This window comes from Desulfoluna sp. CLI2B, from assembly GCF_056847375.1.
Window position 1 is genome coordinate 2,999,291 of record NZ_CP186557.1, and the last position, 18,210, is coordinate 3,017,500.

Genomic DNA, 18,210 nt, shown 5'->3' on the forward strand with positions numbered 1-18,210 from the left:
GCATGGGAAGCTCTGCCACCACACCCCGCACAGGGCCTGAGGATCTGGGGCCTCCAAGGGTCCTTGGCCTCTCAATTCCGGGCTGTTTCCCGGCCTTTCCGCCGGAAAGCGCCGCCAACGGATTGACTTTTCATCGGGACTGGATTAAGCCCATGGCTGATAAAACAGGCATCCGATGCTGGAACGGCAGGAGAAACAGCCGCCCCGGACACAGGTGCCGCCATCCGTTAAAAAAGAAACAAACCCCAATAGTGAGGCCACCCACATGGACGTCATCGGTTCAATTCACGAGATGCAGAGCTTAAGCGACAGCCTGAGGCAACAGGGAAAACGTATCGCCTTTGTACCCACCATGGGCTTTCTCCACGACGGGCACCTCTCCCTCATGCGGGAGGCAAAGAAACACGCAGATATCCTGGTCACCAGCATCTTTGTAAACCCGGCCCAGTTCGGCCCCAACGAAGATCTGGACGCCTACCCCCGGGCCATGGAGAGTGACCTGGCCAAATCCAGGGACGCGGGCGTGGACGTGGTGTTCACCCCCACCAGCGATCAGATCTACCCCGAAGGCTACGAGACCTACGTTCAGCTGGAGACCCTCCCCAACCACCTCTGCGGCCTCTCCCGCCCCGTTTTTTTCAAGGGGATCACCACGGTGGTCACCAAGCTCTTTCACATCGTCAAGCCCCATGTGGCCGTCTTCGGTGAAAAGGACTTTCAGCAGCTTGCCATCATCCGCCGCATGGTCAAAGACCTCAACATGGACATCGAGGTCATCGGGGGCGCCCTCATCCGGGAAGCCGACGGCCTGGCCATGAGCTCCCGCAACGCCTACTTAAGCGACGACGAGCGCACCGAGGCCCTTCGCCTCAGCCAGTCCCTGTCAAAGGCCCGGGAGATGATCGCCGCCGGAGAGACCCAGGCCAAAGCCATCAAGGCCATGACCGAGACCCACCTGTCCGGCTGCCCGGACATGACCATCGACTACATCTCCCTGTGCGACCCCGAAACCCTGGACGAGGTGGAGACCGTCACCTCCCCCACCCTCATGGCCCTTGCCGTGATGCTGGGCAAGACCCGGCTCATCGACAACACGGTACTGGTGCCGCAATAAGGACTCACCATGAAAGCCAGAAACCTGATACGAAAAGTAACGGCCATCGCTCTGTTGACGGCCGTCCTGAACATCACGGCCTGCGGGTACCTCCTCTACCCCGAGCGCAAGGGACAGTCCGGCGGCAGGCTCGATACCGCCGTGTTTCTCCTGGACGCCGCAGGGCTCCTGTTCGGCATCATCCCGGGGGTGATCGCCTTTGCCGTGGATATCTCCACCGGGACCATTTACGTGCCCCAGGGGGACAAATCCATCATAGACAAGCACCTCAAGCAGGCCGGCATGTCCCCTGCCCGGGTCTCGGACCTCGACAGGGAGCTCCTGGCCGACAAGCTCTCCATGGAGCTGGGCCGTCCCATCACCGCCGAGATGATCCAACTCTACGAAGCATCCCCGGACACCCGCATGGTCCTGGCGGCCATGGATGTCACGGCTCTCAAATGATCACCACTAAGGCGTAGACATAGATACCCCGGCCTCCCGTCAATGGGAGCCAATGGTTACCAAACAAAAAAACCGGTCTCGGCATGACATGCCGGGACCGGTTTTTGCGTATTTAAAGTAAATAAAAAGGTAACTATTCAGCTATGCCTCCGGCGGGTCGCTTTTTTTAAAAAAAGCTCCGCAAAAAACTCTTCTAAGGCAGAAAATGTCGAAATTGTTTCGGCGTAGCCTGGAAGGCTTACTTAAGACCTGTTTGTCAAACTTTCTTGTCGCGCCGTAGCCCTTGGGCGAAGGCGGATTAAAAGTTTGGCCCCCGGCAGGGCCGCCGGAGGCTTTTTTCGGGCTGAATCGTTATCCGATATGAAGCACGTTTGCGAGGATGATGAACACACCCGTGGCCAGAAGCACCCAGAAGACGATCTTTCGAAAGAGGGCCGCATCCACCCGATGGTGGACCACCTCACCGATGAGAATGCCCACCAGCAGGAACGGCAGGGACCAGACCAGGTTGAGGAGGCTCTGGCCCATGGCGGCCCCCTGGGTGATCACGGCGCCCATGTTGGAGAGGATGGGATCAAAGGTGGCGTCGGTGGCAATAAGGAAGGTGTTGACCGAAACCCACAGAAGGCTCAGGGTGGCCCGGAACTCCCCTTTGTCCCGAAGCTTACGCGTGGCATAGAGCACCACAAAGGGCCCGCCCGTGGCAAAGGCACCGTGGAGAACACCGCCCAACACCAAGAGCACGTAGTAGACCCACTCCGGAATGGTCACCCGAAGCTGAATGCCGCCGTACTCTTTTTTCAGCTGCATGATGGAGGTAAAAACAATGAAAATCCCCAGAAGCAGCTTCAGGGTGTCGCTGGGAAAATGGTTAAAGAGGTAAATACCCGCGGGCATGCCCAGGCCAACCAGGGCCACGATGATGCCGAACTGGCGCCAGTTGATGTGGCGAAACTTCGTTGAGACGAGGTAGGCACCCAGGATCCAGGTCAAGACGGCCAACAGAATCTTGGCCTCATAGATTCCCAGGATCCAGGTCACAAAGGGAAAAGCGAGAACAGTACACCCAAAGCCGGTAATCACTTCCAGGGTGTGGGTAAGGAACACCACGATACCGGTCAAGAGAAAGGTCATCATGCGTCAAACATCCTTCGTACATAACGGTTGGGGCCGGAGAACCGAAAACATGCTGCCCCCTGCCCCCTTCCGGCTCGGTACCACAGCAGGCTCCCACCTGTGTTTAAAACCACGAAGACGGGTAAAGCAGCGTTGCTGCGTTCACCCGTCTTTTTTCATATTGCTCGCACCCCGGGCCTGACCCCCGGAATGATATAGCCTCTGTTACCCGACGATCACTCCCCGGCCAGGGCCACCTCTTCCTTGGTGGCCTGCTTGTAAAAGCGCCGGATATGGTCTTCCTGCTTCTCAAAAGACCAGTGGATATCCCGCAGAAACGCCGTGGCGGACTCCCGGTCCCCGGAGCGCAGCAGCTCGATGAGGTGCTCGTGCTCGTCGCAGTTGACGGTCTCCCACTCCGGAATGCAGGAGCGGGACAGAAAATCGTAGAGCCTCTGCTTGATGCGCTTCAGGATGCGAAGCATCTGGCGGTTGTCCGACAGCGAGAGAAACGCATCGTGAAAGGCGATGTTGAGCTGGTAGAAGCGATCCGTGTCCTTTTCGGCCATGGCCTCTTTCATCTCGTTGTTGATGGCCTCCATGGACGCGATGCAGGAGGCATCGATGCGGTGAAACAGGCGGTTGATCATCTCTGACTCAAAGGCCCGGCAAATCTCCCAGGACTCACGCACGTCCGAAAGGGTGAGGCGGTTGACCATCACCCCCCGCCGGGGGAGAATGGTGACAAAGCCGTCGCACTCCAGTTGGATCAGCGCCTCACGCAAAGGGGTTTTGCTTATGCCCATGCTGCGGCTGATCTCGTTGGTGTTCACCAACTGTCCGGGCAGGAGATTGCCTTTGTTGATATCATTGCGAAGGTAATCGTAAATTTGTTCGCGCAGGGGTTATGCTGTACCACCCCGCTTTCCCCCTGTCTTGCTGACGACTGCATGGTCCTTCCTTATGGTCTTCTATTTCAGGCAAGCAGGGGGGATCCGGCCTCATGGCCCTTGATGCCCCCTGTGCCGTGCATTGCAAATTATCTGATATTTTATATTATATATTTTATGAAATATCCAGCACAGAGTATTCTTCATTGAACACCACGCACAAAACAGATGAATCCGTTAAAACCCGGCCCCTTGCCCGTCACACACGCGCTTTGTGCCGCGTCAGGGGCCCCTCCCACTAAAAAAAACACGCACCGTGACCCAACCCCGGTTCCCGCCCGGCAGGCCTCCACCTTTCCCATGAAAGATGAAGGGCCCGCCGATGTGCGGTAAACGCGTTTGGGTTACAAGGTCAACTCCGAGGCTTCGGTGATTTCATGGCGAAGCTTCAAAAATTCATGGTCGGTAAATTTCCTGGGTCGCGGCAGGTTGACCTCGTAGACCTCGCGGATGCGCCCGGGCAGCTTGCCCTCCATGCAGATGATTCGGTCCCCTAAATACAGGGCCTCATCAATGTTGTTGGTGACAAAGATGACGGTTCGTTTCTCCTGCTCCCAGATACGGACGGTCTCCTGCTCCATGTAGATACGGGTCTGGGCGTCAAGCTGGCCGAAGGGTTCGTCCAGGAGCATCACCTCGGGCTGATTGGCGTAGGCCCTTGCAATGCCCACCCGCTGCTTCATGCCGCCGGAGAGCTGGTGGGGAAACTTGCTCTCAAAGCCCTGGAGGCCCACCATGTCGATGTAGTGCTGGGCGACTTTTCGGCGCTCCTCCTTGCCGACCCCGCGGAGCTTCGGCCCCATCTCCACATTGCCCATGACGGTTCGCCAGGCAAAGAGCATGTAGCTCTGGAACACGAGGCCCCGGTCCTGTCCCGGACCGTCCACCTCCTTGCCGTTGATGACCACGCTGCCGGTGGTGGGGGTCTCAAGACCCGCCATGATCCTCAAAAGAGTACTCTTCCCGCACTGACCGGGTCCTAAGATCACCACAAACTCATTCTCTTCCACATCAAGGCTGATGTCTTCAAGAACATGGACCTTCTGGCTCCCCTTCTGGATGAACGTCTTGCTGATGTTCCGACAGGAAATTTTTGCGTTTGTGTTTCCGTTTTCAGCCATTGTCTTGTTTCCATCCTCCAATGGGTTAGAGTCCCTCGATTTCACGCTTCCAGGGGCAGAGCACTTTTTCCAGCAACCCCACCAGCTGCGATGTCAGCAGTGCGGCAATGGCGATGGCTACCATGCCACCCAGAACCATGGCAGGGCGCCCCAGGTTCATGCCCTTGATGATGACGTACCCCAGGCCGGAACGGGCACTGACGAGCTCAGCCGCCAGCACGCAGGTCCAGGCGATACTAAGGGAGATCTGGAGCCCTGCAAAGATGGACGGAAAGGCCGCGGGAAAGCAGACCTGAAGGATCTCGTCCCGCCGGTTCCCGCCCAGGACCCGGACCACATCGTAAAGCTCGGGCTCCACCAGGCGCACCCCGTTGTAGGAGTTCAACAGGCAGGGCACAAAGGTCCCGATAATGATGATAAAGACCTTGGAGGGTTCCCCGATGCCGAACCAGAGAATGGAAATGGAGATCCAGGCAATGGGAGGCATGGGCTTCATCAGGTCGAAGATCGGCTTGACGATGGCGTTGACGTACTTGTTCAGGGCCATCATCAGCCCCAGGGGCACGGCCACCAAGGATGCGATGGAAAAACCGATAAGGATGCGCCGGGTACTGGCCCAGACATGTCCCCACAGGGAGTTACCAGCCAGGCGGTGGGTGATCATGTACCCCATGTACTCCACCACCTCCAGGGGGCGGGCCAGGGAACTGCCCAGGATCTTTTTGTAGGCCACATAGTCCCACAGCCCGAAAAAACAGGTCAGGGAGACGGCATAGAGGAACCACTTGTTCATCAAAACGGTCTTCACCGTGATGGGGCTCCGCTCTTTGGCCGTCGATTGGGTTTCGTTGGCAATTGATGTCACGTGTCCTACCTCCTTATCCCTGCAAGAAGCCGCTTTTCAACGGCATCGATGACCACGCCGATGACAGCGCCCGTCAACCCCACCATGGCCATCCCGAGGAGCACCATGTCCGGCATGGCCAGACGGCGGCCCATGGTGATCATGAAGCCCAGTCCGTTGTCGGCAGCCAGGAGCTCGGCCCCCACCAGGTTGGTCCAGCAGTAGGCCAGGGCAATCTGGAGCGCACCGAAAACCATGGGGAGCGCAGACGGGATACAGATCTTGGTAAAAATCTGCCAGCTGGAGGCACCGTAGGTCCGCGCCATCTGAATCAGCACGGGGTTGGTCATCTTCCCCCGACGTCAGAGTGATGACGCAGGGGACAATGCCGGCGATCCAGATGATAAAGACCTTGCCGGGGATGCCGATACCAAACCAGAAGATGGTCAGGGGAATCCAGGCAATGGGGGGAATGGGTCGGATCAATTCAAAAATGGGTCGGGCGAGCCCTTCCACAACCGGGAACCACCCCATGGCAAGACCGAGGGGAATCCCCACCAGCAGCGCCAGAACATACCCTGTAAATGCCTCCTGGATGCTGGTCCACATGTGGGTGGTGAGAAGCGCGCCGTCCGGGTTCAACTGGGTCCACTTGGCAATGAACAGCTTGAGAACCTCCAGGGGAGACGCCAAAAGGGAGCTGGGCACCACCCCGAAGGTGAGCAGGGACTGCCAGGCCCCGAAAAAGAAGATGATGCTGATGATTGGAAGGATCACCATGATGGGTTCTTTGGTAACCTTCACCTCTTCATAACTCATGGATCATGAACCTCCGAGTCGTAATCGTGTACTTTTTTGCATCCGATCCCCCTTCCCCTTTCCGAGAACACCGGAAAGGAGAAGGGGGAAATCCCTTATGTCAGGAGGAAGCAATCCTTAGTTGTACGCAGGGATCGGAGTCTTCACCAGCTTCAGGAACTTGTCGGTGATGTAGTCGCTGTTGACGACCTTGTCGCGCTCGGCCTGGGTGAATTTGCCCTGGGCGGTGAAGAAATCGGTGATGTCGCGCATCCAGATCTCCACGGTGCTCATCTGGCCGTCCTTCTTGGCAAAGAGTTCAAGCTGCTCTTCCAGGGTGAACACGGGGTGCATCTTGATGTCCATCATGGCCATCTCTTTGGTCAGAGGGGTGCCCACCCACTCTTCAAAGAACCGACGGTAATCGGCGAGGAGCTGCTTGCTGGTTGGAGTGTCGAAGTTGCCCTGGCCGTGCTCTTTCATGAGATTCACGACGCGGAAGTACTGACGGAGGAACTTGGCCACGATCTCGGGGTGCTCGTCGCCGAACTCACGGGCCACCATCATGGTGATGGGCAGGCTGGTGCCGGAGGTGTGGATGTTGCCCACAACCTTCCATCCGCGGTCCATGCCGATGTACATGTTGGGAGCCCAGAGGCAGACGGCGTCGCCCACGCCCGCTTCAAAGGCGGCCATGGCCTGGGCCTGGTCCATGTGCTTGACGATGACGTCCTTATCTTTGAGACCGAAAACCTTGAGCCAGGAGCTCATGGTGTAGTGGGGAGAAGAGACCGTGGTGGTGAGGATGGTGATGCCTTTGATGGTTTCGGGGCTGCCGTAGACGTCAGGGTTCTTGGGGTTCCACCCTTTGGTCTTTAAAATGGGGCTGTTGGCGCGCACGAGCACGGAGTTGGTAAAGGATTCGTCGTTGCCCACCATGGCGCAGTAAGTGCCGTAGCGCAGGCCTGCCAGAACGTGGGGGGTGGCCCCGTTACCGCCCAGGTGCCATGATTTTGAGGGAAGGGCTTCCAGCTGTGCCATCCCTGAGTCGTAGTACTGAAGTTCCATGTCCAGACCTTCTTCCCTGTCCCAGCCCTTCTCCACCATGTACCAGGCCATGAATGCTTCATGTTCGGGAAGCCAGCAGGTCTTTAATTTAAAAAGCTTCTTCTTGGCGAATGCCGTTCCGACGCCAGTCACGGCAAACAAAAGAACCAGGCACACGATGCCGATTAATTTAAGCTTTCTCATTACACTCTCCTTCGCATAACTACAGTTAATGTTTCACGGAGTGACACCTCGTCCCTCCTCCTGCACACCTCAAAAGGGGAGGGTTCACCAACAGGTGCTAAAGTGCCCGATCCATCGGTATTTTATCAGCCGAATAGCCTCAAGGTCCGGTTGACGGTGCATCGGCGTGAAACCTCGCCTGCGGACCGTGGTGCTGCCGGGTGGCGCGGAAGCTAAAAGCCGATTGTTACGAGATACTGAACGGCTTTTGCCCCTTTCAACCATCCGGTTAAAAAAAGGTTTCGTGCATCTTTTCCCCAAAGGCGGCGGTTACCACCAGCGGATGAGCTCGGTGACGTGCTCCCGAATCTCAACAAATTTGGGGTCCATGGGGTTGCGGGGCCTGGGAAGGTCCACCACCACCTCGGCGCGAACATTTGTGGGCTTGTTGCTCAGGACCAGGATACGGTCGGCAACGTAGACGGCCTCCTCAATGTTGTGGGTGACAAAAATAACGGTGCTTTTCAGTTTGTTCTGGAGCGAGACAAGCTCGTCTTCCAGGTAATAGCGGAGCTTGACGTCGAGCTGGCCGTAGGGTTCGTCCATCAGGAGCAGGTCAGGGTCGACGGAGAAGGCACGGGCCACAGCGATACGCTGGATCATGGAGGCCGATACCTGGTTGGGATAGAGGCTGGCGCAGTCAGTCAAGCCAACCATATCCATGATGCGATTGAGGCGTTCCTCTTTTTCCGCCTCGGAGACGTTCTTCACCTCCATGCCGAAGGCCACGTTTTCTCGCACGGTTCGCCACGGCAGGCATGTGGGCTCTTGAAAAACAAAGGCAAGGTTGTGCTTGGTGGGATCGGCAATCTCTCCGTCGATGAAGATATTGCCGTCAGAGGAAGGCATGAGCGTGGACAGAAGGTTCAGGAAGGTCGTTTTCCCGCACCCGGTCGGACCGACAATGCTGAGGAATTCCCCCTCAGCCACGGTAAAGTTGATCTTGTCAAGAACCAGAAGGTCGCCAAATCGCTTGGTCAGGTTCTTCACTTCAATTTTATTTCTTACAGCTGGATTGTTCCCCACCTTTAAATTCCCCTCATAGTTTCTTGATGTTATCTATTTTGGGCGTGAAGGTCACCAGGCGCTGTCGGGTTTACCCACTCGTCGGGTTCGTGTGGACGAGCAGTACGGAGCATTGCGCATGATGGACCACGTGGTTGCTGGCGCTCCCCAGGAGAAGGTCGGTCAGGGTGCCGCGGTTTGTCCGCCCCAGCACGATGAGGTCCGCCCCCCAGTCACCGGCATACTCGACGATGTCCTCCCCTGGTTTTCCCACAGCCACATGGGTTCTCGTTTTGACTCCCTTCCCTTTGGCCAGAATACACAGGCCCTGGAGCCATGCCTCGGCGTGCATCACCTGGGCATCTTTTCGTTCAATGCGTTTCCGGTGAGATGAGGCCTGGTCCATCTCCGTGAAGGTTCCTATGCGGTCTTCCAGTTCCGCAACCGTAGACTGGCGTAGGCAATGGAACACGGCGAGTTCCGCTCCCTCTTTCACGGCAAGCTCAACGGATTGCTCCATGAGGGCAGAGCTTGCGTCGTTGACATCAACAGCCACGACAATTTTTTTGTACGCCATAGTGCACCTGTCGGTATGGTTTGTAACTTCACAGGTTAAGCCGGAGTTCAGAGCCCCTTGCAGGGATCCGGGGAGCGGCACATCTCCCCTTGTCCGGGCAGTCCTGAAAGGGTCGAGGGCGCCCTGTCACAGGCCCCCTCTTCCCTTTTCAGGATCAGCTTTCTCCTACTGGGCTACGCAGCTGCGAACAGACTTGTCGCCGTCTACGCGGGTGCCGCACTCGGCAACGCCCTCGGGGGGAGTCACGCGAACGGTGGCCACTTTGTTCTGGGTAAAGAAGTCGATACCGTCTTTGCCCTGGACCTTGTCGGTGCCGACAAGGGAGTCTTTGATACCGCCGAAGGGCAGGTAGGGGTGGGGGGCACAGACACCCACGTTCACACCCACCATGCCGACGTTGGCATCGGAGATGAATTTTTCGGTGTAGTACTGGTTCTGGGTGAAGATGCAGGCACCGTTGCCGAAGGGCTGCTCTTTAATGAGTCCCAGCACGTCGTTCAGGTCGTTGATCTTCATGACGGAAACCACGGGGCCGAAGATCTCCTCCTGGGCGATGGTTCGGCAGGGGGTGACGTCGGTGAAGATCGTGGGACCGACAAAGTAGCCGTCCTTGTTCTTCTCGGGCAGCTCGGGGCTGCGGCCGTCGAGAACGAGGTTGGAACCACCTTCGATGCCGATCTCGATGTACTTTTCAATGCGCTCCTTGGCCTCCTTGCTGATGACGGGCCCCATGTAGATATCGGGATCCATGGCATCACCCACGGTGACCTTCTTGGAGGCTTCGACCATGCGCTCGATGCACTCGTCGTAGACTTCCGGGACAACGGCGATGATGGAGCCGGCCAGGCAGCGCTGGCCTGCGGAGCCGTAGGCGGAGTGGATGAAGTTCTCGATGAACACATCCATGTTGGCGTCTTCCATGACCACGAGGAAGTTCTTGGCGCCGCCGAGGAGCATGGAGCGCTTGCCGTTCTTGCCGCAGCCCTGTGCGATGGCCTTGGCCGTGGGGGAAGAGCCCACGAGGCAGACACCTGCGATTTCGGGACGGTCGTACCAGGCCTCAACCACGTTGGGGTCGCCGTGGATGATGTTGACCACGCCTTTGGGGAGACCCACTTCGTTGAAGATGTCGCCGATGATCTGCATGAAGAGCGGAGACTCGTTGGAGGGCTTGTAGACAAAGGTGTTCCCGGTGCCGATGGCGTAGGGGATGAACCAGCCGAACACGAGTGCGGGGAAGTTAAAGGGAGCCACGCCGCCGAACACGCCCATGGGCTCTTTGGTCACACGACCGCTGATGCCGTTGGCGATCTTATCCAGGGTCTCGCCCTGCATCAGGGTGGGGATGCTGCAGGCGGCTTCAAAAATCTGAACAACGCGCATCACCTCGCCACGGGCTTCGCTGATGTGCTTGGCCTGGTCGGTGGCAATGGCAACGGCCAGCTCTTCCTGATGGTCAAGCATGGCCTGACGAAGAGCAAAAAGGTAACCTACGCGCTTGCCGATGGACAGGTTCTTCCATGCGGGGAAAGCGGCATCCGCAGCCTTGACTGCTTCAATGGAGGCCTCGGTGCTGCTCATGGGAACTTCACCGATCACTTCACCTGTAGAGGGGTTGTGCAGGGGAATATAAGTTGCTTTGGGGTCTTCAACCCACTCACCGTTGATGAAGTTCTTGACTCTCGTAAATTCCATGTAACTGCTCTCCTTTTGAAAAGCGTGTTTCAAGACGCCGGGGTCTTTATAAACCCAGCCCCGGCGAAATGGTCTTCAGTTATAACCACAGGTCCCTCCGGCTCCCGACAGGAGCCGGAGAGAGGCTGTTATTCAGTATAGGTGTCGGCAACATTGAGGGCTTCGTCCATCTTGGCGATGCCTTCGTCGATCTCATCCTTGGTCACGATAAGCGCAGGAGCCATGGCGATGACGTTGCTGGGGTTGGCGGCCATGGCCATCATGCCCAGCTCGCCAAGCTTGGCAGCAACGGCGGTCTTGGGGTTGAGACCCTTTTTGACGCGGTCCGCAACGGCCATGATGGGCTCTTTGGTCTCCTTGTTCTTGACCAGCTCAATGCCCACGAACAGACCCTTGCCGCGAACATCGCCCACGCTGGGGTGCTTCTCCTTGAGCTCCATGGCCTTGTCCAGAAGGTAGGCGCCCATGACGCGAGAGTTCTCGATGAGGTTGTCTTCCTGGTAGATGGGAAGCACCGCACCGGCGGCTGCGCAGCTCATGGCGTGGCCTGCGTAGGTGCAGCCGTGGCCGAAGAAGGTGTTCTTGAAGGCTTCGCCGATGTGCTCACGCACAATGGTGGCCCCGATGGGCAGGTAGCCGCAGGAGAGGCCCTTGGCCATGGTCATGATGTCGGGCACCACGTCCCAGTGGTTCATGGCGAACCACTCGCCGGTACGGCCAAATCCGGTCATGACCTCGTCCGCGATCATGAGAACGCCCCACTTGTCGCAGACAGCACGGAGCTCCTTCATGTACTCGTCGGGAGGCACGATGATGCCGTTGGCGCCGGTGATGGGCTCGAAGATGATGGCAGCCACTTTGTCGCCGCCGCCTTCGAGTTCAATCACTTCGTCCACGTACTTGACGCACTCCATCTTACAGCCGGGGTAGCTCTGACCGAACATGCAGCGGTAGCAGTAGGGCTGGGGCACGCGAACGAGATCCGCACCGCCCAGGACCTGCTGCCAGCCACGGGAGTCGCCCAGAGAGAGGCTCATGGAGGTGGCGGTGCCGCCGTGGTAGCTGCGGAAACGGCCGATGATCTTGCGGCGTCCGGTGAACTGGTGGGCAATCTTAATGGCCGCTTCGTTGGCCTCGGTGCCGCCCAGGGAGATGAAGGACTTGGAGAGGTCTCCGGGGGTCACTTCCGCCAGCATCTTGGCCAGGACCGCGCGGGGCTTGGTGGACATGCTGGGAGCAAAGGAGGTCAGCTCGTTGGCCTGCTTGCACATGGCGTCGATGACGCGCTGGTCCTGGTGGCCGATGTTGTGGCTGACAAAGCAGGAGCTGAAGTCAAGACGCTCACGACCGTCTTCGGTGGTGAAACGAACTCCCTTGGCGGACACAACGCGCAGGGGGGACTTCTCAGGCTGGTAAGACCAGGAATGAAAGTTGTTTTTCACCTCGTAGGAATCGAGGTCTTCCTTGGTTGTGGGGATGCTTTTTAAATCTATCAATGGTCCACTCCTTCCAGAAAAAATGGAAACTCATGTATGTTAAAGACAGGTGGGGGCGCCGACCCTCCCGACTCACTTCGGCTGCATAAGACGCGTTCTGAGAAGCGCCGGTCCCCCGTCTGTATTGTCTTATTCCGGGTATTTCATTGGTAACTTTCTTGAAATACCGGGATTAAACCACGCCTTGATCGATCATGGCGTCCACAACCTTGATGAAACCGGCAATGTTGGCGCCAGCCACGTAGTTGCCGGGCATGCCGTACTGCTCGGCTGCGGACAGGCACGTGTTGTGGATGTTCTGCATGATGCCTTTAAGGCGTGCGTCCACTTCCTCGCGGCCCCAGGCGAGGCGCATGCTGTTCTGGCTCATCTCCAGGCCGGAGGTGGCCACACCGCCTGCGTTGGCTGCCTTGGCAGGGGCGAAGAGGATCCCGTTCTCCTTGAAGTGGTGTGCCGCCTCAAGGGTACAGGGCATGTTGGCCACCTCAACAACGGCCTTGCAGCCGTTGGCAACGAGGGTCTTGGCGTCATCGAGCTGGAGCTCGTTTTCAAGGGCGGTGGGCATGGCCACGTCGCAGGGTACTTCCCAGGGCCTTTTGCCGGGCACCCACTCACAGCCGTACTTGTCGGCGTAATCCTTGGCGGGACGACGGTAAATGGTCCAGAGGTCGGCCATGTACTTCAGCTTCTCACCCTTGATGCCGTCGGGGTCGTGAACGTAACCGTACTCGTCGCCGATGGTGACCACCTTGCCGCCGAGTTCGTTGATTTTTTCAATGACATAGGTGCCGGCGTTGCCGTAACCGGAAATAGCTACGGTCTTGCCTTCAATGCTCTCACCGCGGGTCTTGAGCATCTCGTCCAGGAAGTAGACGGCGCCGTACCCTGTGGCTTCGGGGCGAACCAGGCTGCCGCCCCAGTTGAGGCCCTTGCCGGTGAGAACCCCGGTGAACTCGTTGGTGAGTTTTTTGTACATACCGAACAGGTAGCCGATCTCACGGGCCCCTACCCCCACATCGCCGGCAGGTACGTCGGTGTTGGGACCGATATGGCGGAAGAGTTCCGCCATAAAGCTCTGGCAAAAGCGCATGACTTCGTTGTCGGACTTGCCTTTGGGGTCGAAGTCGGAACCTGCTTTGCCGCCTCCCATGGGAAGGGTTGTCAGAGCGTTCTTAAAGACCTGCTCAAAGGCGAGGAATTTGAGAATACTGAGGTTCACCGAGGGGTGAAAACGACATCCGCCCTTGTAAGGGCCGATGGCACTGTTCATCTGAACGCGAAAGGCTCGGTTCACCTGAATCTTGCCTTCATCGTCGAGCCAGGGGACTCGAAACATAATGACACGCTCCGGCTCCACAAGTCTCTCCAGGACATTGTGCTGTCGGTACTGAGGGTTCTGCTCAAGAACGGGCATTACGGACTCCACCACTTCGGTAACGGCCTGGTGGAATTCCGGCTGATGAGGGTCTCTGTTTTTTACGATTTCTAAAATCTCTGACATGTCGCTTATCCCGATCAGTACAGTACCAGCGCATCACCGATGATGCGTGATCTTCTGTATCTGATATATCAGATACCAAAAGAGAGCGTCAAGAACTAAAACAGCGTTCCGTTGCATTTTAAAATCAGTCAAAGCCCCGCGATTGGCAAAGGCTGCGTTCACCCTACCCTGAACACACAAACCAGTGGCCTGTGACCCATTGAATATGTTGATCAAACGGACTGATGACACCTTGCGCAACGCCCCCGTGCCCCTCATCTCCAGCCCCCAAACCGGCAACACGATTCCATGCCGGAAGACCCCGCTTCAATATTTCAGAGGACATCAGGGTAGCCGGGTACCGTGGGATCCATAACCACCTTTATATAAAGATGTCTGAACAACAGATGGAGCCTTCACTGGGCTATCAGAAGGGAAAACAGGCCGAATCGTCACGTGGGGGGAGCCATGAAAGAAAAAAACAGCGGGGAAACCTACAAGAGATGGACAAAACAAAGGCCAGGAGATAACCACCTAAAAAAGCATGACATTACATACCACGGCAACGGTACATCGTCAAGATTCATGGTGGTCTTACAGCCAAGGAGGGAAAAAACCGGCAACATTGAGACAAAAAAAACCGCCTCTTCCCAAAATATGAAAGAGGCGGTTTTTTATAACCAAGCCAGGGGATCTACCGGGCAAGGAAAACATCACGCGATCCTATAGCCCGTGCATCCCTCAAAAATCAGTGGTGAGCGACCTCTTCAGCAGCATGGCTGTCGTCGTGGCCGTCATGGGCTTCTTCTTCGGGCTCAGCAGGGGCCTCGGCATCGACCTCTGCCTCCTGTGCGGCATCCGCCTCTGCATGAACGGCCTCGTCTGCCTCTGCAGCTTCAGCAACAGCTTCGGTGGCCTGCGGGGCCTCGGCAGCCACAACCCAGTTGCCACCTTTTTTCTCGAGGAAAATCTGCTCTTTGTAAGAGATACTGCCTTCAATGGATACCGTGGCCGTGTCATCACCGGTATCCACGACGTCATACTTGAGCTCGGTCAAATTGGCTTCGGCACCGGCAAACCGTTTTTCCATGTACTTCTTCCCGACATCTTCGGGGGTCACCTTTTCGCTCCCGCATCCCGCCATCAACAGAACACCGGCGGAGCAGAACAGAACCAGAAGCTTCTTCATTGTCGTCTCCTCTGTTTTCATGCATGATTTATATAACACTGTTCATGAGCCACTCAGGCTCGATTGTCCGACATCAACCCCTCAAACTACAGCTTCCCCGAGAAACAGGCCCAATAAGTATCAGATGCCAACACATTCTGGGCCCCAAAAAGTAAAGTGATGATTCCTCACCTTACTTCTATATCCGCCGAAGAAACCCTATTATGATGCTTCTCCACTCTTCTTCGTAACAATCGATGTAAGACACAAACAGATCGATTCAGTAATTCCCACAGACATCTCTTGCACGCTGCGCCGTATCGTGTACCGGTGACTGCACAGTTTCCGAAGCGATGGTTGCAGGACCTGAACCGCATGGCATCACGTGGCCCTCGGGTCCATCATTCCAACACGGATTACCGTTACCGACTATTCAACTGAAACACGATGCGCCACGCAGCCCCACCACCCGCTTCGTGAACTGTGGAGCATGGCTCCTGAACCACTTGCCGTGGCTCGTGACATCGACTTTCGGAGAGCCTGACCACGCTGACAAACACGAATCTTGAATCGGTGGCACCAAAAACAACACGAGATTGCAACATCAAATCGATCCATTTCAGTCTATGGGGCGTCTTTCGGTGCGCACCAGGCACTCAACTATACACCGATAGACGTCGTGGGCTGTAGGGTGCGGCTCCCGCACCATTTGGCGTGGCGCGGGGCATCGGCTTTCGGGAGGTCTGACCACACTCAGCAAACACGGATCTTGAATCTGGGGCATTAAAGACAAAACGAGATGACGACATAAAATTGGTCGATTTCGAGCTATGGGGCGCCTGTCGGTGCGCACAGCGCATCCTACGAGACACCGATCGGCTTCGCGGGCTGTAGGGTGCGGCTCCCGCACCACTTGGCGTGGGTCATCAGCCTTCGGGATTTCCAACCACGCTCGGCAAACACGGATCTTGAGTCCGTGCCACCAAAAATAACACGACATGGCGACATAAAATCGGTCGATTTAGAGCTATAGGCCGCATATCGGTGTACACGGCGCCCCACGAGACACCAATCGGCATCTTGGGCTGTAGGGTGCGGCTCCCGCACTATTTGGCGTGACGAGGGACATCGGCTTTCGGGGTATCCGACCACGATAGGCAAATACGGATCTTGAATCAGTGACGGCAAAAAACACGAGATGGCGACATAAAATCGGTCGATTTCGGGCTATGGAGCGCCTGTCGACGGCATGGCGCATCCTACGAGACACCGATCGGCATCGTGGGCTGTCGGGTGCGGCTCCCGCACCATTTGGCGTGACGCGGAGCATCGGCTTTCGGGGTGTCCGACCACGATAGGCAAACACAGATCTTGAATCGGTGACACCAAAAAAGCACGAGATGGCGACATAAAATCGGTCGATTTCGGCTACGGCTCTTTACCCGTCGGCGCACGGCGCACCCTACCAGTCCCAACCTTCTTCGCAAACCATCTGGTAGGGCTTCCCGTACCGTCAAACTGACCCGCCAACGCAGTTTCATCTACAGAATGTCATGGGCCTTAAAAAAAGAATCCGGCAGCGTCCTACTCTCCCACACAGCTACCCGTGCAGTACCATCGGCGCAAAAGAGCTTAACTTCCGTGTTCGGGATGGGAACGGGTGTGGCCTCTTTGCAATCACCACCGGAAAATCGTATATGCGATTTGTCCGATCATCAATCAGGATATGGACTCAATAAAGCACTCAGCATCTATGTAGTAAGATTGTGGCTAAGCCTCACGACCAATTAGTACCGGTAAGCTGAACACATTGCTGTGCTTACACACCCGGCCTATCAACCTTGTCGTCTACAAGGGGTCTTCAGGGTTATGAATGTCAGAGGGATATCTAATCTTGAAGTGGGTTTCCCGCTTAGATGCTTTCAGCGGTTATCCTTTCCGAACTTAGCTACCCTGCTATGCCGCTGGCGCGACAACAGGAACACCAGTGGTTCGTCCATTCCGGTCCTCTCGTACTAGGAACAGATCTCCTCAAATATCCTACGCCCACGAAAGATAGGGACCAAACTGTCTCACGACGTTTTAAACCCAGCTCACGTACCACTTTAATTGGCGAACAGCCAAACCCTTGGGACCTGCTCCAGCCCCAGGATGTGATGAGCCGACATCGAGGTGCCAAACCGCCCCGTCGATGTGAACTCTTGGGGGCGATAAGCCTGTTATCCCCGGCGTACCTTTTATCCGTTGAGCGACGGCCCTTCCATACAGAACCGCCGGATCACTAAGACCTACTTTCGTACCTGCTCGAAATGTCTCTCTCGCAGTCAAGCTCCCTTATGCCTTTGCACTCGAAGGATGGTTTCCAATCATCCTGAGGGAACCTTCGCGCGCCTCCGTTACTCTTTGGGAGGCGACCGCCCCAGTCAAACTACCCACCAGACACTGTTCCCCAACCGGATTACGATATGGGGTTAGAACTCTAAAACAACAAGGGTGGTATTTCAAGGGTGACTCCACAAACACTGGCGTGCCTGCTTCAAAGTCTCCCACCTATCCTACACATGCTGCTCCAAAATCCAATGTCAAGCTGTAGTAAAGGTGCCGGGGTCTTTCCGTCTTTTCGCGGGTAGACGGCATCTTCACCGCCAATACAATTTCGCTGAGTCCCTGGTTGAGACAGTGCGGAAGTCGTTACGCCATTCGTGCAGGTCGGAACTTACCCGACAAGGAATTTCGCTACCTTAGGACCGTTATAGTTACGGCCGCCGTTTACCGGGGCTTCGGTTCAAAGCTTCGTCCGAAGACTAACAAATCCCCTTAACCTTCCGGCACCGGGCAGGCGTCAGACCCTATACATCGTCTTGCGACTTAGCAGAGTCCTATGTTTTTAGTAAACAGTCGCTACCGCCATTTCTCTGCGGCCTCTGTCTGCTCAGGACGCGAAGTCCGTCACATATATGAGGCACACCTTCTCCCTAAGTTACGGTGTGATTTTGCCGAGTTCCTTAACCAGGGTTCTCTCAAGCGCCTTGGGATTCTCTCCCTGCCTACCTGTGTCGGTTTGCGGTACGATCACCTTGCAATCTCGATAGAAGATTTTCTTGGCAGTATG

General features: G+C 56.5%; 16 protein-coding genes and 2 rRNA genes (1 of these 18 running past the window's edge). 4 read left to right on the forward strand and 14 right to left on the reverse strand.

The window, feature by feature from the left end; translation table 11 throughout:
- The first annotated feature begins 265 nt into the window (after positions 1 to 265).
- Positions 266 to 1,114 (forward strand): pantoate--beta-alanine ligase, encoded by an 849-nt coding sequence (panC, locus tag ACOYW2_RS14135; RefSeq protein ID WP_482770837.1) that lies wholly within the window; start codon positions 266 to 268, stop codon positions 1,112 to 1,114.
- A 9-nt stretch (positions 1,115 to 1,123) separates the two neighbouring features.
- Complete coding sequence (locus tag ACOYW2_RS14140) at positions 1,124 to 1,558, forward strand: hypothetical protein (protein ID WP_482770838.1); 435 nt, start codon at positions 1,124 to 1,126, stop codon at positions 1,556 to 1,558.
- Between the two features lie 351 nt (positions 1,559 to 1,909).
- Here the strand turns inward: ACOYW2_RS14140 and ACOYW2_RS14145 are convergent, their stop codons facing one another.
- From ACOYW2_RS14145 to ACOYW2_RS14165, 5 genes are all read right to left on the reverse strand, one after another.
- The gene (locus tag ACOYW2_RS14145; protein ID WP_482423471.1) at positions 1,910 to 2,695 is read right to left on the reverse strand and encodes a sulfite exporter TauE/SafE family protein; all 786 of its coding nucleotides are present in this window, start codon (positions 2,693 to 2,695) and stop codon (positions 1,910 to 1,912) included.
- A gap of 215 nt (positions 2,696 to 2,910) precedes the next feature.
- Entirely contained in the window at positions 2,911 to 3,576 is a 666-nt protein-coding gene (locus tag ACOYW2_RS14150) for a GntR family transcriptional regulator (protein WP_482423736.1), read from the reverse strand.
- Between the two features lie 392 nt (positions 3,577 to 3,968).
- Entirely contained in the window at positions 3,969 to 4,745 is a 777-nt protein-coding gene (locus tag ACOYW2_RS14155; RefSeq protein ID WP_180142203.1) for an ABC transporter ATP-binding protein, read from the reverse strand.
- 25 nt (positions 4,746 to 4,770) lie between these two features.
- Positions 4,771 to 5,610: an ABC transporter permease gene (locus tag ACOYW2_RS14160; RefSeq protein ID WP_482423472.1), complete on the reverse strand. Its 840-nt coding sequence runs from the start codon at positions 5,608 to 5,610 to the stop codon at positions 4,771 to 4,773.
- A gap of 5 nt (positions 5,611 to 5,615) precedes the next feature.
- Complete coding sequence (locus tag ACOYW2_RS14165; protein WP_482423473.1) at positions 5,616 to 5,939, reverse strand: ABC transporter permease; 324 nt, start codon at positions 5,937 to 5,939, stop codon at positions 5,616 to 5,618.
- A 50-nt stretch (positions 5,940 to 5,989) separates the two neighbouring features.
- Between ACOYW2_RS14165 and ACOYW2_RS14170 the strand changes: the two genes are divergently transcribed.
- The gene (locus ACOYW2_RS14170) at positions 5,990 to 6,403 is read left to right on the forward strand and encodes a hypothetical protein (protein ID WP_482770839.1); all 414 of its coding nucleotides are present in this window, start codon (positions 5,990 to 5,992) and stop codon (positions 6,401 to 6,403) included.
- Positions 6,404 to 6,525: 122 nt separating this feature from the next.
- Here the strand turns inward: ACOYW2_RS14170 and ACOYW2_RS14175 are convergent, their stop codons facing one another.
- From ACOYW2_RS14175 to gdhA, 6 genes are all read right to left on the reverse strand, one after another.
- The gene (locus tag ACOYW2_RS14175; protein WP_482423475.1) at positions 6,526 to 7,638 is read right to left on the reverse strand and encodes an ABC transporter substrate-binding protein; all 1,113 of its coding nucleotides are present in this window, start codon (positions 7,636 to 7,638) and stop codon (positions 6,526 to 6,528) included.
- A 309-nt stretch (positions 7,639 to 7,947) separates the two neighbouring features.
- Positions 7,948 to 8,667, reverse strand: coding sequence for an ABC transporter ATP-binding protein (locus ACOYW2_RS14180; RefSeq protein WP_482423476.1), 720 nt, complete (start codon positions 8,665 to 8,667; stop codon positions 7,948 to 7,950).
- Positions 8,668 to 8,773: 106 nt separating this feature from the next.
- Complete coding sequence (locus ACOYW2_RS14185) at positions 8,774 to 9,259, reverse strand: universal stress protein (protein WP_482415797.1); 486 nt, start codon at positions 9,257 to 9,259, stop codon at positions 8,774 to 8,776.
- A 165-nt stretch (positions 9,260 to 9,424) separates the two neighbouring features.
- Complete coding sequence (gene mmsA / locus ACOYW2_RS14190; protein WP_482415796.1) at positions 9,425 to 10,954, reverse strand: CoA-acylating methylmalonate-semialdehyde dehydrogenase; 1,530 nt, start codon at positions 10,952 to 10,954, stop codon at positions 9,425 to 9,427.
- Between the two features lie 128 nt (positions 10,955 to 11,082).
- Positions 11,083 to 12,450: an aminotransferase family protein gene (locus ACOYW2_RS14195; protein WP_180142215.1), complete on the reverse strand. Its 1,368-nt coding sequence runs from the start codon at positions 12,448 to 12,450 to the stop codon at positions 11,083 to 11,085.
- Between the two features lie 172 nt (positions 12,451 to 12,622).
- The gene (gene gdhA, locus ACOYW2_RS14200; RefSeq protein ID WP_180142217.1) at positions 12,623 to 13,951 is read right to left on the reverse strand and encodes an NADP-specific glutamate dehydrogenase; all 1,329 of its coding nucleotides are present in this window, start codon (positions 13,949 to 13,951) and stop codon (positions 12,623 to 12,625) included.
- 447 nt (positions 13,952 to 14,398) lie between these two features.
- Here gdhA and ACOYW2_RS14205 point away from each other — a divergent pair, with 447 nt between their 5' ends.
- Positions 14,399 to 14,659, forward strand: a complete 261-nt coding sequence (locus ACOYW2_RS14205; protein ID WP_482770840.1) for a hypothetical protein — start codon at positions 14,399 to 14,401, stop codon at positions 14,657 to 14,659.
- Between the two features lie 19 nt (positions 14,660 to 14,678).
- On the opposite strand, the gene ACOYW2_RS14210 is transcribed toward ACOYW2_RS14205, so the two are convergent.
- From ACOYW2_RS14210 to ACOYW2_RS14220, 3 genes are all read right to left on the reverse strand, one after another.
- Entirely contained in the window at positions 14,679 to 15,119 is a 441-nt protein-coding gene (locus ACOYW2_RS14210) for a hypothetical protein (RefSeq protein ID WP_482423478.1), read from the reverse strand.
- 1,550 nt (positions 15,120 to 16,669) lie between these two features.
- Positions 16,670 to 16,786: ribosomal RNA gene (gene rrf, locus ACOYW2_RS14215) — 5S ribosomal RNA — on the reverse strand.
- Between the two features lie 78 nt (positions 16,787 to 16,864).
- Positions 16,865 to 18,210 (reverse strand): 23S ribosomal RNA (locus ACOYW2_RS14220) (it continues 1,651 nt past the right edge of the window).

Bases quoted from the DNA above. Each gene is read 5' to 3' on its own strand.
- panC (WP_482770837.1), top strand. From the start codon at position 266: ATGGACGTCATCGGTTCAATTCACGAGATGCAGAGCTTAAGCGACAGC.
- ACOYW2_RS14140 (WP_482770838.1), top strand. From the start codon at position 1,124: ATGAAAGCCAGAAACCTGATACGAAAAGTAACGGCCATCGCTCTGTTG.
- ACOYW2_RS14145 (WP_482423471.1), bottom strand. From the start codon at position 2,695: ATGATGACCTTTCTCTTGACCGGTATCGTGGTGTTCCTTACCCACACC.
- ACOYW2_RS14155 (WP_180142203.1), bottom strand. From the start codon at position 4,745: ATGGCTGAAAACGGAAACACAAACGCAAAAATTTCCTGTCGGAACATC.
- ACOYW2_RS14165 (WP_482423473.1), bottom strand. From the start codon at position 5,939: ATGACCAACCCCGTGCTGATTCAGATGGCGCGGACCTACGGTGCCTCC.
- ACOYW2_RS14170 (WP_482770839.1), top strand. From the start codon at position 5,990: ATGATAAAGACCTTGCCGGGGATGCCGATACCAAACCAGAAGATGGTC.
- ACOYW2_RS14175 (WP_482423475.1), bottom strand. From the start codon at position 7,638: ATGAGAAAGCTTAAATTAATCGGCATCGTGTGCCTGGTTCTTTTGTTT.
- ACOYW2_RS14185 (WP_482415797.1), bottom strand. From the start codon at position 9,259: ATGGCGTACAAAAAAATTGTCGTGGCTGTTGATGTCAACGACGCAAGC.
- mmsA (WP_482415796.1), bottom strand. From the start codon at position 10,954: ATGGAATTTACGAGAGTCAAGAACTTCATCAACGGTGAGTGGGTTGAA.
- gdhA (WP_180142217.1), bottom strand. From the start codon at position 13,951: ATGTCAGAGATTTTAGAAATCGTAAAAAACAGAGACCCTCATCAGCCG.
- ACOYW2_RS14205 (WP_482770840.1), top strand. From the start codon at position 14,399: ATGAAAGAAAAAAACAGCGGGGAAACCTACAAGAGATGGACAAAACAA.
- ACOYW2_RS14210 (WP_482423478.1), bottom strand. From the start codon at position 15,119: ATGAAGAAGCTTCTGGTTCTGTTCTGCTCCGCCGGTGTTCTGTTGATG.